At 61.0% G+C, this 15696-nt stretch carries 18 protein-coding genes; 13 read left to right on the plus strand and 5 right to left on the minus strand.

From position 1 onward, the window contains the following. Positions 1-10: 10 nt before the first annotated feature. From AC1DV9_RS06350 to AC1DV9_RS06370, 5 genes are all read left to right on the plus strand, one after another. Complete coding sequence (locus AC1DV9_RS06350) at positions 11-2005, plus strand: FUSC family protein (RefSeq protein WP_477946766.1); 1995 nt, start codon at positions 11-13, stop codon at positions 2003-2005. A gap of 56 nt (positions 2006-2061) precedes the next feature. Further along, positions 2062-2892, plus strand: a complete 831-nt coding sequence (locus tag AC1DV9_RS06355; protein WP_477943055.1) for an RNA methyltransferase — start codon at positions 2062-2064, stop codon at positions 2890-2892. Further along, positions 2873-3676: a glutamate racemase gene (murI, locus tag AC1DV9_RS06360; protein ID WP_477946768.1), complete on the plus strand. Its 804-nt coding sequence runs from the start codon at positions 2873-2875 to the stop codon at positions 3674-3676. Before AC1DV9_RS06355 ends, murI begins: the two co-directional genes overlap by 20 nt. Before the next feature lie 83 nt (positions 3677-3759). After that, positions 3760-4947 carry an MFS transporter gene (locus AC1DV9_RS06365; RefSeq protein ID WP_477946956.1) on the plus strand — a complete coding sequence of 396 codons (1188 nt, stop codon included), beginning with the start codon at positions 3760-3762 and terminating at the stop codon, positions 4945-4947. 97 nt (positions 4948-5044) lie between these two features. Further along, positions 5045-6559, plus strand: coding sequence for an ATP-binding protein (locus AC1DV9_RS06370; RefSeq protein WP_112516146.1), 1515 nt, complete (start codon positions 5045-5047; stop codon positions 6557-6559). Positions 6560-6565: 6 nt separating this feature from the next. Here AC1DV9_RS06370 and AC1DV9_RS06375 read toward each other — a convergent pair whose 3' ends face one another. Then, positions 6566-6901: a cupin domain-containing protein gene (locus AC1DV9_RS06375; RefSeq protein ID WP_477946770.1), complete on the minus strand. Its 336-nt coding sequence runs from the start codon at positions 6899-6901 to the stop codon at positions 6566-6568. Between the two features lie 99 nt (positions 6902-7000). Between AC1DV9_RS06375 and AC1DV9_RS06380 the strand changes: the two genes are divergently transcribed. The 5 genes from AC1DV9_RS06380 (at position 7001) to AC1DV9_RS06400 (ending at position 11145) form a co-directional block, all read left to right on the plus strand. Beyond that, entirely contained in the window at positions 7001-7528 is a 528-nt protein-coding gene (locus AC1DV9_RS06380; protein WP_477946772.1) for a MarR family winged helix-turn-helix transcriptional regulator, read from the plus strand. Positions 7529-7726: 198 nt separating this feature from the next. Then, complete coding sequence (gene rpsD / locus AC1DV9_RS06385) at positions 7727-8344, plus strand: 30S ribosomal protein S4 (protein ID WP_477946773.1); 618 nt, start codon at positions 7727-7729, stop codon at positions 8342-8344. Positions 8345-8416: 72 nt separating this feature from the next. Continuing rightward, entirely contained in the window at positions 8417-9346 is a 930-nt protein-coding gene (locus tag AC1DV9_RS06390; RefSeq protein ID WP_112387246.1) for a glutaminase, read from the plus strand. 59 nt (positions 9347-9405) lie between these two features. Beyond that, positions 9406-10290, plus strand: a complete 885-nt coding sequence (ttcA, locus tag AC1DV9_RS06395; RefSeq protein ID WP_477946774.1) for a tRNA 2-thiocytidine(32) synthetase TtcA — start codon at positions 9406-9408, stop codon at positions 10288-10290. 30 nt (positions 10291-10320) lie between these two features. Continuing rightward, entirely contained in the window at positions 10321-11145 is an 825-nt protein-coding gene (locus AC1DV9_RS06400; protein ID WP_477946775.1) for an inositol monophosphatase family protein, read from the plus strand. A gap of 115 nt (positions 11146-11260) precedes the next feature. Here the strand turns inward: AC1DV9_RS06400 and AC1DV9_RS06405 are convergent, their stop codons facing one another. Beyond that, the gene (locus tag AC1DV9_RS06405; protein WP_310300038.1) at positions 11261-11389 is read right to left on the minus strand and encodes a hypothetical protein; all 129 of its coding nucleotides are present in this window, start codon (positions 11387-11389) and stop codon (positions 11261-11263) included. A gap of 195 nt (positions 11390-11584) precedes the next feature. Between AC1DV9_RS06405 and AC1DV9_RS06410 the strand changes: the two genes are divergently transcribed. The 3 genes from AC1DV9_RS06410 to AC1DV9_RS06420 all read left to right on the plus strand — a co-directional run bounded on the left by AC1DV9_RS06410 (position 11585) and on the right by AC1DV9_RS06420 (position 12516). Continuing rightward, positions 11585-11821, plus strand: a complete 237-nt coding sequence (locus AC1DV9_RS06410) for a DUF982 domain-containing protein (RefSeq protein ID WP_112387249.1) — start codon at positions 11585-11587, stop codon at positions 11819-11821. Positions 11822-12030: 209 nt separating this feature from the next. Then, positions 12031-12240 (plus strand): cold-shock protein, encoded by a 210-nt coding sequence (locus AC1DV9_RS06415; RefSeq protein ID WP_112387250.1) that lies wholly within the window; start codon positions 12031-12033, stop codon positions 12238-12240. 108 nt (positions 12241-12348) lie between these two features. After that, positions 12349-12516 (plus strand): hypothetical protein, encoded by a 168-nt coding sequence (locus AC1DV9_RS06420; protein WP_162702600.1) that lies wholly within the window; start codon positions 12349-12351, stop codon positions 12514-12516. Between the two features lie 56 nt (positions 12517-12572). On the opposite strand, the gene AC1DV9_RS06425 is transcribed toward AC1DV9_RS06420, so the two are convergent. The 3 genes from AC1DV9_RS06425 to grxD form a co-directional block, all read right to left on the minus strand. Further along, entirely contained in the window at positions 12573-13853 is a 1281-nt protein-coding gene (locus tag AC1DV9_RS06425; protein ID WP_477946776.1) for a multidrug effflux MFS transporter, read from the minus strand. 35 nt (positions 13854-13888) lie between these two features. Then, positions 13889-15094: a multidrug effflux MFS transporter gene (locus tag AC1DV9_RS06430; RefSeq protein WP_112443942.1), complete on the minus strand. Its 1206-nt coding sequence runs from the start codon at positions 15092-15094 to the stop codon at positions 13889-13891. A gap of 141 nt (positions 15095-15235) precedes the next feature. Continuing rightward, positions 15236-15571: a Grx4 family monothiol glutaredoxin gene (grxD, locus tag AC1DV9_RS06435; protein WP_112387253.1), complete on the minus strand. Its 336-nt coding sequence runs from the start codon at positions 15569-15571 to the stop codon at positions 15236-15238. Between the last annotated feature and the right edge of the window lie 125 nt (positions 15572-15696).

Here is a 15696-nt window from a genome sequence, read left to right on the forward strand (position 1 = left end):
ACTGCGCCGGATGAGGGTTCATCGGTTGTTTTCGGGCTTCGATCTTCGTGACTGGCTGCTTGCCAACGACCCGGCGCTGTCGCGCTTTCGCATGGCATCGCGGGTGACGCTGACGATCGTCATCTCCTTTGCGATCCTGTTTGCGATCCATCTCTTTGCTGTGCCGCTACCGACTGCCTCCTACGGTCTCGGCATCGTACTGTCGATCGAGGGTGGCGTCGCCGTGCGCGACAAGGGCAATTCGCGCCAGCTGATCACGCGGCTGCTTGGATGCCTGGCCAGTCTTGCCGTCGTGGCAATCGCCGCGGCGCTGGAAGATCATCGGGTGCTGACCGATCTGGTCTTTCTGGTGGTGATCTGCCTTGCGGCCTCGGCGCGCGTCTTCGGTCCGCGTGGGTTTGCCATCGGCATGTTTGCCTTTACCTCTTATTTCATGGGGGCCTATTTCCACCCAGACATTGGCGAATTGCCGCTGATCGCGGTCGGTCCCGTGGTTTCGGCGCTGACCGGCCATGTCGTCCGCGCGATGCTGCTGCCGGATAACTGGCGGCGCGATCTGTTGCGATCACTGGAAAGCGTGCGGGGCAGGGTCAACCAGATCCTCTTCAAGCTGGCAGCGCTTGCTTCGGACGGACAGGTCAATGAGCACGATCGCCAGGAACTGCGCCAGCTGGAGGATCGGCTGAAGGAAGTGGTGCTGATGGCGGAAAGCTTCATTCCACGGCCGGCCGGCGGCGTTTTCGACAAGGGCGGGGATCCGGCAGCCGAACTGGCGATCCGTCTCTTCGATCTGCATCTCGCCGCCGAAAGCGCCATCGTGCTCAGCCAGCAGAGCCTGCCGGATTTCGCGCTCGTTCACGCCGTCATCGAAGGCAAGCAAGGAAGCCTTGCTCAACAGGACGACGCATTGTCCGATGCGGCAGCCGAGACCAGGCGGGCGCTTTTCTGGCTCGGTGACGCCAGACATCACCTCGTGGAGACAATCGCGCAGGCGCAGATGACGGCATTCGCCGCGGTGGAGCAGGTCGAGGAAAAGCCCGCAACTGCGGCGATCGACTTTTCCTTTGCCAACCCGCTGATCAAATCGGCCTTGCAGATCACGCTCGCGGCCGCGCTGGCCATGAGCTTCGGGCTGATGCTGTCGCGCGAACGATGGTTCTGGGCGGTGCTGGCCTCGTTTCTTGTCTTCACCAATACCAATTCCCGCGGCGACACGGCGATGAAGGCGCTGCAGAGGTCGCTCGGCACGCTGTTTGGCATCGTCGTGGGCCTCGGGCTTGCGACGCTGCTGACCGGGCACGACGCGATCGCCATCCCCGTCGCGGTCGTCTGCATCTTCCTGGCCTTCTACTTCCTGCAGATTTCCTATGCGACGATGACCTTCTTCGTGTCGATCGTGCTCTGTCTCGTTTACGGGATGACCGGCGCGTTGACTGTCGATCTGCTGGCGCTGCGCATCGAGGAGACGTTGATCGGCACTTTGGCCGGGACGGCGGTCGCCTTCCTGGTTTTCCCGGCGCGCACCCGCGGCGCACTGGATGCCGCACTTCAGAAATGGTTCGACGCGCTCGATGCGCTGCTCTCGGCGATCCTCGACGGCAAGCCGCGCTACGAATTGATCTCGCTTTCGCAAACGCTCGATGGTGCCTATCGCGATGTCACCGTCGCCGCACGGCCTCTCGGGTCGGCCTGGTCGGTGGTGACACGTCCCGGCCGGATCCGGCAGACGCTGGCAATCTTTCTGTCGGGCACCTATTGGGCCCGGATCGTCGCCAGCTCCTATGGCGAGGGTCTGAGCGATGCGGACCGTGAAAAGGTGAGGGCGGCGCTGGCGGCTGCGCGGACGCGGCTCTCGGCGGTGGCGCCGCGCAGTTCGGAGTGTTTCTTCGTCGAGCGCCAGTCGGCAGCTTCCGCCGCACGGCATCTGCCGATCTCGATGAGCGGCGCGAGGCTCGGCGTTGAGATGGTCGGCGGCGTCCTCGACCGGCTCTATCCGGCCGCATAAGTCTTGCCGTTTGCCGCGCGCAAGGTTATTCCGGCTCGAAAGCAAGGACGGCATTCATGGCAGGCACAAACAGCGAGCGGGAACTTCTGACCGAAGGACCGGCGATCATTCTGGTCGAACCGCAGATGGGCGAGAATATCGGCATGGTGGCACGCGCTATGGCGAATTTCGGCCTGGCGGAGCTGCGGCTCGTCAACCCGCGCGACGGCTGGCCGAACGAGAGGGCGCAGGCGACGGCGTCGAAGGCCGATCACGTCATCGCCGGCACGAAGGTCTACGACACGCTGGAGGAGGCGATCGCCGACCTCAACTTCGTCTATGCGACGACGGCGCGCGAGCGGGACGGTTTCAAGCCGGTGCGTTCTCCCGTGGTTGCTGCCGAGACGCTGCGGACGAGATTTCGCGCCGGGGAGGGTGTCGGCATTCTCTTCGGGCGCGAACGCTGGGGCCTCAGCAACGAGGAAGTGGCGCTGGCGGACGAGATCGTCACCTTTCCGGTCAATCCGGCATTCGCCTCGCTCAACATCGCCCAGGCGGTGCTTTTGATGTCCTACGAGTGGATGAAGTCCGGGATGGACGATCTGGGCGAGGTGCGCTTCCAGGCCATGGAGCAGACGCCATCGACCAAGGAGCAGCTGTTCGGCTTCTTCGACCAGCTGGAAGAGGCGCTCGATGCGCGCAATTATTTCCACCCGCCCGCGAAAAAGCCCAAAATGGTGGACAATCTGCGCGCAGTTTTGTCGCGCCGCGCCTTCACCGAGCAGGAAATCAGCGTGCTGCGCGGCGTGATCTCCTCCCTCGACCGGTTCTCGCGGAAATATCCGCGCGGCAGCCGGGCTCCCGAAAAGACCAAGGAACGGCCGAAAAATGACAGCAGCGGGGAATGAGCTGAAACCGGTCCTGGTTTTCGATTCCGGTATCGGCGGGCTGACCGTGCTGCGCGAAGCGCGCGTGCTGATGCCGGAGCGTGGCTTCATCTATATCGCTGACGACGCCGGCTTTCCCTATGGCGGCTGGGAGGAGCAGGCGCTGAAGGAGCGTGTCGTCAGCCTGTTTGCCAGGCTGCTTGAAGAGCATGATCCCGAAGTCTGCATCATCGCCTGCAATACGGCCTTCACGCTTGTCGGCGCCGATCTGCGCGCTGCGTTTCCGCAGATGACCTTCGTCGGAACGGTGCCTGCGATCAAACCGGCGGCTGAGCGGACACGTTCCGGGCTGGTTTCGGTGTTGGCAACGCCTGGCACCGTCAAGCGCGCCTATACGCGCGACCTGATCCAGTCCTTCGCGCAGCAATGCCATGTCCGTCTCGTCGGATCGGAAAACCTGGCGCGGATGGCAGAGGCCTATATCCGCGGCGAGACCGTATCGGACGTCGCGGTGATGAGCGAAATCGAGCAATGTTTCGTCGAGAAGGACGGGCGCAAGACCGATATCGTCGTGCTCGCCTGCACGCATTATCCGTTCATGGCCAATCTTTTCCGGCGGTTGGCGCCGTGGCCCGTGGACTGGCTGGATCCGGCCGAGGCGATTGCGCGCCGTGCCCGCAGCCTCGTGCCCGAAGTTGCCGATGCGGTTCATCCTGACAATTTCGATTTTGCGGTCTTCACGTCGGGCAACCCGGATTTTGCGACCACACGGCTGATGCAGGGCTTCGGCCTCAGCACCCGCTAAGGCGTTTCAACGCTTTCTTTCGCTCTGGTGATGACGCAGACTCGCTGCCGGGGAATCAGGTGCGGCGCCTTCCGTGCCTGAGAATGAAGGAATGCGCCGTGCCGCTTCAACGACTTGTCATGCTGATCTTTTTCCTGCAGCCGATTGCCTTCGGCGCCTGGCTGCCACGGATTCCCGACATTCAGGCGAAGCTGCAGCTCGGCACCGCCGATCTGGCGATCGCCCTGCTTGGCTTGCCTGTCGGAACGCTGCTGACGCTCTCCTTTGCCGGGCGCGTCGTGTCGCGCATCGGCGGACGGGCGGCGATTATCTATGGCTTCGTCTTCTTCCTGGCCGTTGTCTCGCTGCCGGCCTTTGCGCCGACCGTCACATTGCTGTTCTTCTCGCTGATGATCCTCGGCGTTGCGCTGTCGACCGTCGAGCTCGGCATGAATGTCGAGGCCGACCTGACTGAGAAAGTCACCGGGCTGATCATCATGAGCCGGTCGCATGGCTTCTGGAGCCTCGGCATCATGTTCGGCAGTCTGCTCGGCGTTGGCGCGATCGCCATCGGCGCTGCGCCGCATTGGTCTGTCCTGGCGATATCGGTGATCGTGCTGCCGATCGCACTCATCGTCAGCACCCGATTGCCGAAACTGCCGGAAAGTCACCATGCGGAGACTGCGGCGAAAAGCGGTTTCAAGCTTCCGGGGCTGGCGCTGCTCGGCGTCTGTGCCTTCGTTTTTGGCGTGACCATGACTGAGGGAGCGATCGCCGATTGGTCGGCGGTCTATCTGCGTGATGTCTTTGGCTCAGAGGGAGCGCAGATGGGGCTGGGCTACTCGGTCTTCGCGTGCATGGTGGCCGCCGGGCGGTTCAGCGGCGACTATCTGAAAGGCCGCTTCGGCGCGGTGGCGATCGCACGGGCCTGCGGCACCGCTTCGCTTGCTGGGATGGCGATCATCCTGCTGGCACCGGCAGCTCCCCTGGCGCTGATCGGATTTGCGGCTGTTGGCGTCGGCGTCTCGGTCGGCTTTCCGCTTGCGGTCACGGCGGCTGCAGCGCTGACCGACCGGCCGGCGGCCGCAAGCCTTGCGATCCTCTCCTTCGTCGCACTTCTCGGCTTCCTGATCGGCCCGCCGATCATCGGCTTCATCGGCGAATATTGGGGGCTGAGGGCAGGGCTTGCGGTGCTGATCGTGCCGCTTTCCGTCAGCCTGATCTTCACCCGGATGCTGACGCCACGCAGCGGCGATGCGCAGAGCCGTCCTGTGGAACGCGAGGCTGTCTGAAGCCTGCAGTCTTTCTGTGGGTTTCCATCAGAGACGGGTAACAAAGACAGCGGCGAATCTGCTAGAGACGGCGGACAGATTTTAAAAGGAATTCGACTTGCAGGTTGGCATCGATATGGGAACGGCGTCCGGCAGCAGCCCGGCGACACTCGATATCGAGGAGCTGCTGGCAACGCGTTTGCTGGTGCAGGGCAATTCCGGTTCCGGAAAATCACATCTTCTGCGGCGGCTGCTTGAGCAGTCTGCCCAATGGGTTCAGCAGGTCATCATCGACCCCGAAGGCGACTTCGTGACGTTGAGCGACCGGTTCGGCCATATCGTCGTCGATGGCGAGCGGACCGAAGCCGAGCTTGCCGGTATCGCCAACCGCATCCGTCAGCACCGTGTCTCCTGCGTCCTGACGCTGGAAGGGCTCGATATCGAGCAGCAGATGCGCGCTGCCGCTGCCTTCCTCAACGGCATGTTCGATGCCGACCGCGAATATTGGTATCCGGTTCTCGTTGTCGTCGACGAGGCGCAGATGTTTGCACCGTCAGTCGGCGGGGATGTTTCGGAAGATGCGCGCAAGATGTCGCTGGGCGCGATGACTAACCTGATGTGCCGTGGCCGTAAACGCGGCCTGGCCGGTGTCATCGCCACGCAGCGTCTGGCAAAGCTTGCCAAGAATGTTGCCGCCGAAGCCTCCAACTTCCTGATGGGCCGCACCTTCCTCGATATCGACATGGCGCGCGCCGCCGATCTTCTCGGCATGGACCGGCGCCAGGCGGAAATGTTCCGCGACCTGAAGCGCGGAAACTTCGTGGCGCTCGGTCCGGCATTGTCGCGCCGCCCGCTGCCGATCCAGATCGGCAATGTCGAGACATCGGCGCGCTCGTCGAGCCCGAAGCTGATGCCGCTGCCGGATGCTCCGCAGGATGTCGAAGACCTGATCTTCACACCGGACCCGGAAGAGTTTCAGCGGCCGCTCGTTCGCCGCGCTCCGCCAGCACCGCGGCCGACCACCGATATCCTTGCCGAGCTGGCCCGCTCGGCACCAGCAGCCACGCCAGCACCAGCCGAGCCACGCAGCAGCCAGCCGGAGCTTTCGGCAGACGAGCGAGAAGAGCGCCTGTCGGCGGTCCTTGCCGAAATTCTCGACGATCCGGCCTCGGGTTTCCGCACGGATTCTGTGCTCTACCAGGAGTTCCTGGTGCGTCTGCGCATGCGCCGCGTGCCGGGCCCGCCGATGCCGCTGCCGGAATTCCGCCGCCGCGTTGCGGTGTCGCGCTCCGGCGTCGATGCGGACATGGCGGCTGGCGAAGCCTGGGCGACGGCGCTCTCGCTTTCAAACGGCGTCACCGACGACCTGCAGGGCGTGTTCCTGATGATGGCGAAGGCCGCAATCGGCGGCGAACAATGCCCGTCGGATGCCCGGATCGCCCGTGCCTACGGTACCCACTCCGCCCGCCGCGCCCGCCGTCTTCTCGGTTATTTCGAGGAACAGGGCCTGATCGTCGTCCACACCGACTTCACCGGCAAGCGCATTGTCGCATTCCCCGACCTGCAGGCCGAAACAGCTCCGGGCTCGGCGGATGCGCCAGACGATGATGCGCTGAAGAGTGCTGCGGAATAATCTCGCTCAAACCCAAGTCTGAATGATTTCGGGGCTTGCATGGATGCAGGTGAGCTCGAGCCGCGTCGTGCCGATATTCTTGAAGCGGTGCGGCGTCTCGGGGTTGACGACGACGATGTCGCCGGGATTGGGGTCGAGCGTTTCGTTGCCAACCGTGAAGCGCGCCTGGCCGGAGCGGACGATCCACATTTCCGTGTAGGGGTGCGTGTGGAGTGCCGGCCCCTGGCCGGGTTCGCTGTCGATCAGGAAGACCGAGACGGGTGCACCGAAATTTCCGCCTTCAAAGAGGATGGTGCGATTGGGGAACTGGTTCTGATCTTCGCGCGGGATGACGTGGAACATGATTTCCTCCTTGGATCGTGCGCCGGACTTCGCTATCTAACTATCTTAGTGAGAAGATAATCCAATTTATCTTCTCGTCAAGATAAATTGGAGCTGTTGATGACGACGGAAGACCACGTTGACCGGCTGCGCGCGCTTTGGGCCGAGGAACTGCCCGATCTCGACACGGTGCCGATGAGCATTCTCGGGCGGATCTACCGGCTCTCCAATCTTGTGCGGCCGTCGATCGAGGCGACCTTCGCGGAGTTCGGCCTCGATCGCGGCGAGTTTGATGTGATTTCGACGATCCGCAGGGCAGGGCCGCCCTACCGGATGATCCCTACCGATCTCTATCGCCTGCTGATGATCTCGTCCGGCGGTCTGACGCACAGGCTGGACAGGCTGGAGAAGGCGGGGCTGATCGAACGGCGGCGGTCGGAGCAGGACAAGCGCAGCTTCGAGGTGGCGCTGACGGAAACGGGTATCGCTCGTGCCGAGGCTGCGTTCCGCGAAGACATGGCCCGCGAGCTCCGTCATCTGAATGTGCTCGACGAGGGTGAGCGGAGGGCTCTTGCCGGTCTGCTGCGAAAGCTTGCCGGTTCGATCGAGGCGGCTGGCGCAGACGCGGCGGAGCCAAATTCCGTTTGACAATCCCGTGACTTATCCCTAAAGACCGCGCCAGCACGGGGCAGCAATGTCCCGTGTTTCATTTGACATGTCCCGTGGATCTTTCCAGTTCGCGTAACCGGAAAATCCTGTCGGGCCTCCCAAAAGGGGCCAAAGGAGGGCGTGTTTCCTTCGAGCGATCTGGCAACAGACCGTTCTAACACTCTGAAAGGAAATACGATGAGCAAGCGCGAATCGTCTAAGTACAAAATTGACCGCCGTATGGGCGAAAACATCTGGGGCCGTCCTAAGTCCCCGGTGAATCGCCGCGAATACGGCCCGGGCCAGCACGGTCAGCGCCGCAAGGGCAAGCTTTCGGACTTCGGTGTGCAGCTGCGCGCCAAGCAGAAGCTGAAGGGTTACTACGGTGACCTGCGTGAGAAGCAGTTCCGCGCAATCTTCGCTGAAGCCGACCGCCGCAAGGGCGACACTTCCGAAAACCTCATCGGTCTGCTGGAGTCGCGCCTGGATGCGATCGTTTATCGCGCCAAGTTCGTTCCGACCGTCTTCGCTGCACGTCAGTTCGTCAACCACGGCCACGTGACTGTGAACGGCGTCCGCGTCAACATCGGTTCTTACCGTTGCAAGGCCGGCGACGTCATCGAAGTTCGTCAGAAGTCGAAGCAGCTCGTAACGGTTCTGGAATCCGTCGCTCTCGCTGAGCGTGACGTTCCTGACTACATCGAAGTTGATCACAACAAGATGGTTGCGACCTTCGCTCGCGTCCCGACGCTCTCCGACGTGCCGTACGCGGTCGTCATGGAGCCGCATCTGGTGGTCGAATTCTATTCGCGTTAATCAACGCGAGGCGTTTTCGCATACGGAGAAGCCGCCTTACAGGGCGGCTTTTTTGTTCTCTGGAGAGAAGTCATGGTGGATTTGCAGGCAGTCCTCGACAGCATCTACAAGGAACTGACGCCGCGGATCGGCGAGGGCAAGGTTGCGGATTACATTCCCGAACTCGCCAAGATCGATCCGAACCAGTTCGGGATGACGATCTCCACCGTCGACGGCAAGGTCTACAGCGTCGGCGATGCGGCGGTGCCCTTCTCGATCCAGAGCATTTCCAAGGTCTTCATGCTGACGCTGGCGCTCGGCAAGGTGGGCGAGAGCCTGTGGAAGCGCGTCGGCCGCGAGCCATCAGGTTCGGCCTTCAATTCCATCGTCCAGCTGGAGCATGAGGGCGGTATCCCACGCAATCCCTTCATCAATGCCGGCGCCATCGCCGTTACCGATGTCGTCATGGCGGGACATGCGCCGCGCGAGGCGATCGGCGAGCTGCTGCGTTTCGTCCGTTATCTCGCCGACGACGAATCGGTGACGATCGACGAGAAAGTGGCACGCTCGGAAACGCAGACCGGTTACCGTAATTTCGCGCTCGCCAATTTCATGCGCGCCTACAAGAATATCGATCATCCGGTCGAGCACGTGCTCGGCGTCTATTTCCATCAATGCGCCTTGTCGATGACCTGCGAGCAGCTGGCGCGCGCCGGCCTGTTCCTGGCGGCACGCGGCAGCAACCCGGTGACCGGCCATTCGGTCGTCTCGCCGAAGCGTGCGCGGCGTATCAACGCCATGATGCTGATGTGCGGCCACTATGATGGATCCGGCGACTTCGCCTATCATGTCGGCCTGCCTGGCAAGAGCGGTGTCGGCGGCGGGATCTTTGCGGTGGCGCCGGGCGTGGCCTCGATCGCCGTCTGGTCGCCGGGGCTCAACAAGGTCGGCAACTCGCAGCTCGGCGCCGTGGCGCTGGAGATGCTGGCGGCGCGCACCGGGTGGTCCATTTTCGGCGATTGATGCTGTGTCTGCCGGCCGCTTTCTGCTAAAGGCAAAGTCCTGACCATCTGGAAGAAAATATGAATATCGCAGCCAACATTGCCGATGCACTCGATGAAACCGCCGACGAAGGCGGGATCGGCCATGCGCTGTTTGCCGATGCGCCGTCTTCGGTTTCGTTCAACAAGCTGCGCAAGCGTCTGCTGCGGCAGATGCGCCAGGCCTTCGACGATTTCGATATGCTGAAGGGCCAGAAGCGCTGGCTGATCGGCGTGTCCGGCGGCAAGGACAGCTACGGCCTATTGGCGCTGCTGCTCGACCTGCAATGGCGCGGGCTGCTGCCGGTCGAACTGACCGCCTGCAATCTCGACCAGGGCCAGCCGAACTTCCCGAAGCATATTCTGCCGGAATACCTGAAAAGCATCGGCGTCAAGCACCGGATCGAATATCGCGACACCTATTCGATCGTGAAGGAAAAAGTGCCCGAAGGCGCCACCTACTGTTCGCTCTGTTCGCGCCTGCGCCGCGGCAATCTTTACCGTATTGCCAAGGAAGAGGGCTGCGATGCGCTGGTTCTCGGCCACCACCGCGAGGATATTCTCGAGACCTTCTTCATGAACTTCTTCCACGGCGGGCGGCTGGCATCGATGCCGGCGAAGCTGCTCAACGACGAAGGTAACCTGATGGTTCTCCGGCCGCTTGCCTATTGCGCCGAGGATGACATGGCGAAGTTTGCGGCGGCGATGCAGTTCCCGATCATTCCGTGCGATCTCTGCGGCTCGCAGGACGGTCTGCAGCGCAATGCGATGAAGGACATGCTTGCCGATATCGAACGGCGGATGCCTGGCCGCAAGGACACGATGCTGCGCGCACTCTCCCATGTGAACCCGTCGCATCTTCTCGATCCGAAGCTCTTCGATTTTTCGAGCCTGATGGTCACGGAACCGTCACCGAAGAGCGAGTAACTGGGCGCAACGCTCAAACAGGGACTTATCATGACCTCGACAATTGATATCACGACGCTTTCCGATCTTCTTCGGCGGGCGGCGAAGGCCGAAATATTGCCGCGATTCCGCCGGCTTAGCGCCGGCGACGTGCGCGCCAAGAGTGAGGCGACCGATCTGGTAACGGAGGCCGATGAGCAGGCCGAGCGGATGATCAAGGCCGAGGCTGCCAAACTCTGGCCGAACGCTTTGTTCATCGGCGAGGAATCGGTGGCTGCCGATCCGGTATTGCTCGAGCGCCTGAAAGGCGCGGATCTCGCGATCATCGTCGATCCAGTCGACGGCACGTTCAATTTCGCGTCCGGCATTCCGGCTTTCGGCGTCATGGCATCGGTGGTGTCGAAGGGCGAAACCGTTGCGGGGATCATCTACGATCCGATGGGTGACGATTGGGTTCTGGCGGAGAAGGGTGGCGGCGCCTGGTTGAAGCGGCCGGATGGTGACACGGAGCGGCTGAAGGTTGCTGAGCCTGTCGAACTTGACCAGATGGTCGGCATGGCCTCGACCGGTTTCTTTGCCAAGGAAAAGCGCGCCGAAATCCTCGGAAATCTGGCCAAGGTGCGCTTTCTCGCCAACTACCGTTGCGCCGCGCATGAATATCGCGCCTTTGCATCCGGGCACGTGCACTATCTCTCGTACAACAAGCTGATGCCGTGGGATCATCTGGCAGGGACGCTGATCTCTCAGGAAGCCGGAGCCCATGCAGCGCGTTTCGACGGCACGCCTTATCTGCCGCATCACGTCGATGGCGGATTGCTGATCGCGCCGGACAAAGTGTCCTGGGAGTTGCTGCGGAGAGAAGTTTTCACCGTTTAGGTGGCGAGGCCGAAAGCCTCGATCCATGCTCGATATATAGGAGGGAAAGCATATTTCCTCCCAAGCATTTTGATCACGAAACGGCCCCGCTTATCGAGCGGGGTTTTTCGTTTGGTCAGTTCGTCGAACTCGTGGTGATTTGGTCGACCGGCACCGCCGGTAGGTTCTGCGGAAGGGAGGCGATTGCGAACATCGCAAACGCATAAGCGGCAAATACGGACGCCGCGACGGTGGTCTTGATCATCTCTTGCTCCAACGTTGCCCTTAAAGAGTAACCCCAAAGAGCGATGGCAGCAAGGAATATGAACGCCAGATGAACGAAACGTCATCAATCCCATGCCGAAGCGGTCTTGAACCGTGATTTGCACGGGCGCGCGTTGGTCCGGAACGACTCGCAAGGTGATTCGTTGAGTTGCATGTTTTGCGTGAGGTTGATGTCATGAAGAGCATCCCTGCATTTTCTCCAGTGCGTATCAGGCTCGGTGGCCGTTACCGCGTCGTCAAGACTGTTCATGACGCCTACCGCCTGATGGTGACGGAGTGGCCCTTGAAGGAAGGACCTGCTCTGTATCGTGCGGAGGTTACCTGTCTCGACGCCTTCAATGGTTTGGCGGATGCCGGCGAGGCCCGGAAGAAATTTCTGGTGGCCGCTACAGAAGCGCACCTCATTGGGTGATTTCGGCGCTCCACACGCAATAGTTTTCGCCAAATCACGATCTGCCTTTATGCGAGCACAATTGAGGTCTACATACCGGCGCATCGAACTTGCCTGTTGAGCTTCGTTTTTGCGCTTCGAGCGCCCGAGCTAATCTTTCCTCTCAAATCGATCACTCACCGACGGCGTGCGCCGGGCGGTAATCTCAACGCGATTGAAAGGAAATCGTCATGAACAATGGAATCGTCAAGTTTTTCAATTCTGCCAAGGGCTTCGGCTTCATTCAGCCGAGCGATGGCTCGCCCGATATCTTCGTTCATATCTCGGCCGTCGAACGGTCGGGCATGAGCAACCTCGTTGAAGGTCAGAAGATCACTTTCGACGTCGTGCGCGATAATCGCAGCGGCAAGAATGCTGCCGAGAACCTCGCGACTGCATAACACTACCGTCTTCGACCTTTGACCACGGATGTACTGGCACTGGTCTTCAGACGATCGGGAGGCTGGGTTTTCGCCCAGCCTTTTTTCATTGATCCAATATTGAGAGCCATGATGAAAAAGACAAATGCAGACTTGCTTCTTCGCAGAGCCGAACGCCAGGTTGCCAACACCAGCGGCGGCGGCCATCTCGGCGGCACGAATTTCGGTCAGGCCTACGATGCAAAGACATCGTCGGTAAAGGGCGACAAGAGCCGCAAGCCAATGGGCAAGCGATAAGCTTCGCCACCAGTGCCGCAATCAAAAAAGCCCGCCAATCCGGCGGGCTTTTTTTATTAGAAGTGGGCAGCACCGGGATCGAGCTGCGGGCTGTCGCCGGGGTGGGTGAAGAGCTTGCCTTTTTCGGCCCAGAGCGTTGCGGCAACGCTGATCGCACCGAAGACGGCAAAACCTGCGAAGAGCGGCTGGACTGTGCCATTGAATAGCTGGCCGACGCCGCCGCCGAGAAGGGCGCCGAAAGTCGTCGATACGAAGCCGGTGATCGCGGTTGCTGTGCCGGCCAGGTTGCCCATCGGCTCAAGGCTGATTGCCGTGAAATTGGTGGCGATCACCGCAAACAGCATTAGCAGCACCGTGAAGAGGGCGTAGTCGAGCGCGAAATTGACTGTGCCTCCGAGCGCCATGACGAAGCCGAAAGCAGAGATGACGGTAAAGAGAAGCACCGCTGCATGGGAAATGCGGCGCATGCCGAAGGTGCGGACGAAAAAGCCGTTGGCAAAGTTGGCGACGGCGATGCCACCGGCGGTCGCCGCAAAGGCGATCGGCAGCCAGTCGCCGAGGCCATAGACCTCGCCGAAGACTTGCTGGACGGAGATGACATAGGCGCTGATGACGCCGGTGAACATCGTGAGACCGATCATGTAGCCGCAGGTAATGCGGTTGGTCAAAACGGTCTTGAAGCCATTGCCGACGGCGGCAAACGAGAGCGGTATGCGCTCCTCGCGCGGCAGCGATTCCTTCAGCCGGGCGGCTGCCCATATGAAAAGGATAGAGCCGACGAGGCCTAGCAGAATGAAGATCCAGTGCCAGTTGGCATAGCTGATGATCAGCTGACCGACCGATGGTGCGACGATCGGCACGATCATGAAGACGATCATCACGAAGGACATGACGCGTGCCATTTCGCGGCCGCCGAAGCAGTCGCGGACGATCGCCATGCTGGTGATGCGCACCGCCGCGCCGCCGATCCCCTGGACAAAGCGCATGACGAGCAGCATTTCAAAGCTCGATGTCGCGGCTGCGCCGAACATGGCAAGCACATAGACGGCGAGACCGCCAAGCAGGATGTTGCGGCGGCCGAAGGCATCGCAGAGGCTGCCGAACAGGATCTGCGACACGCCGAAGCCGAAGAAGAAGACGGCGATGACCAGCTGGGCGTCGTTGGTGTTGATGACGTTGAGCGAATGGCCGATGGCCGGCAATGCCGGCAGCATGCTGTCGATCGCCATTGCAACGCTCGCGGTCATGATCGCGATGGTGATGACGAATTCGGCAAAGCCCATGCCGATGCGGGCCGAGCCCTGGTTTTCGATATGCGCCGTGTGATCCGCCGCCATGATGAAGTCCCCCAAAGAAAATGCTGTCCGGCTGGCTAGACAGCCGGATTGTGAGGCTGGAAAAGCCGTCCCTTTTCGGCAATCAGCACGAAGCCGAGACCGATGAAGGCGACGGTGAAATAGCCGATGACCATCGGCAGCGCCGTGCCGTTGAAGGCCTGGCCGATGGCCGCACCGATAGCTGCACCGCCGATGGTGCTGGTGAAGCCGAGAACCGATGATGCGGTACCGGCGACATGGCCGAGCGGCTCCATTGCCAGCGAATTGAAGTTCGAGCCGATCCAGCCAAACTGGAACATCGCCAGCCCGAACAGACAGATGAAGACCGGGAAGGGCGTTGGCTGCGGACCATAAAGCTGCACCAGCAGCCAGATGGTGTTGACGATGATGAAGCCGACCAGCGAGGCATGCGACAGCCGGCGCATGCCGAAGCGACCGACGAGACGCGAATTCAGGAATGACGAGAAGGACATGAAGATCGCGACGCCGGCAAAGGCGAAGGGGAAATAGACCCCGAGATCATAGATGCCAACATAGACCTGCTGCGCTGAGTTGATGAAGCCGAACAGCGCGCCGAAGACGACGGTGGTCGCCAGCGTGTAGCAAAGCGCGCTGCGATTGGTCAGCACCAGCTTGAAGCCGCCGATAACGGACTTGGCGGTGAACGGGCGGACATTGGCGGGCGCCAGCGTTTCCGGCAGGCGGTTATAGGCCCAGATCAGGATCAGCGTCGCCATCGTGCCGATGAAGACGAAGATCATGTGCCAGGTGGAAAACAGCATCACGAGCTGGCCGGTGCCCGGTGCGATCACCGGCACGATCATGAAAGTCATCGAGATCAGCGACATCACTTCGGCCATCTGGCGGCCGCCATAGATGTCGCGGACGATCGATATGGTGATGACGCGGGTGGCCGCAGCGCCGATGCCCTGGATGAAACGCAGCACCAGCAGGCCGCCAAAGGACGGGATCAGCGCGATGCCGAAGGCCGAACAGATATAGATGACGAGGCCGACGAAGAGTGGTTTGCGGCGGCCGAAACGGTCCGATATCGGGCCGAAGAACAACTGCGCCAGACCAAAGCCGAAGAGATAGGCTGAGACAACGAACTGGCGGTGATTTTCGCTTTCGACTCCAAGATTGGCGCCGATCTGCTGGAGGGCGGGAAGCATGACGTCGATGGCGAGAGAATTGACCGCCATCATGAAGGCAGCCAGAAAGATGAACTCTCGCTTGCCCATAGGTGTTCGACCCGCGGCAACGGTGGGAGAGGTGTCCGTCACTTTAGAAATTCCCATAAACAGGCCAAGGCGCTGTTCAGCACAGCGCCTCGGACTCAAATCAAATCAGGTTTGGAAACCGGACGGACGCCCGGTGCCCGGTCAGGAGGCGGCGCGAACCGCGACGCCGTTTTCCTGCAGATGCTGCTGCAATTCGCCCGCCTGGAACATTTCCCGGACGATGTCACAGCCGCCGATGAACTCACCCTTCACGTAAAGCTGAGGGATCGTCGGCCAGTTGGAGTAATCCTTGATGCCCTGGCGGATTTCCGAGTCGGCGAGCACGTTGATGCCCTTGTAGTCGACGCCGATGTAATCGAGAATCTGGACGACCTGGCCTGAGAAACCACACTGGGGAAACTGCGGCGTGCCCTTCATGAAAAGGACGACGTCGTTGGTCTTGATTTCGTTGGCGATGAATTCGTTGATGCCGCTCATGGGACCTAATCCTTTCAACAGGCGGGTTAAAGGCCCACCGTTTCAATCGTTTGCTTTAGATAGCATGCGCCCGATCAAATTCCAGCAGTCAATGCCAAAAAAAGACCAATCGTAAGCATGCTAGG

The organism is Rhizobium sp. 01L410, assembly GCF_056400165.1.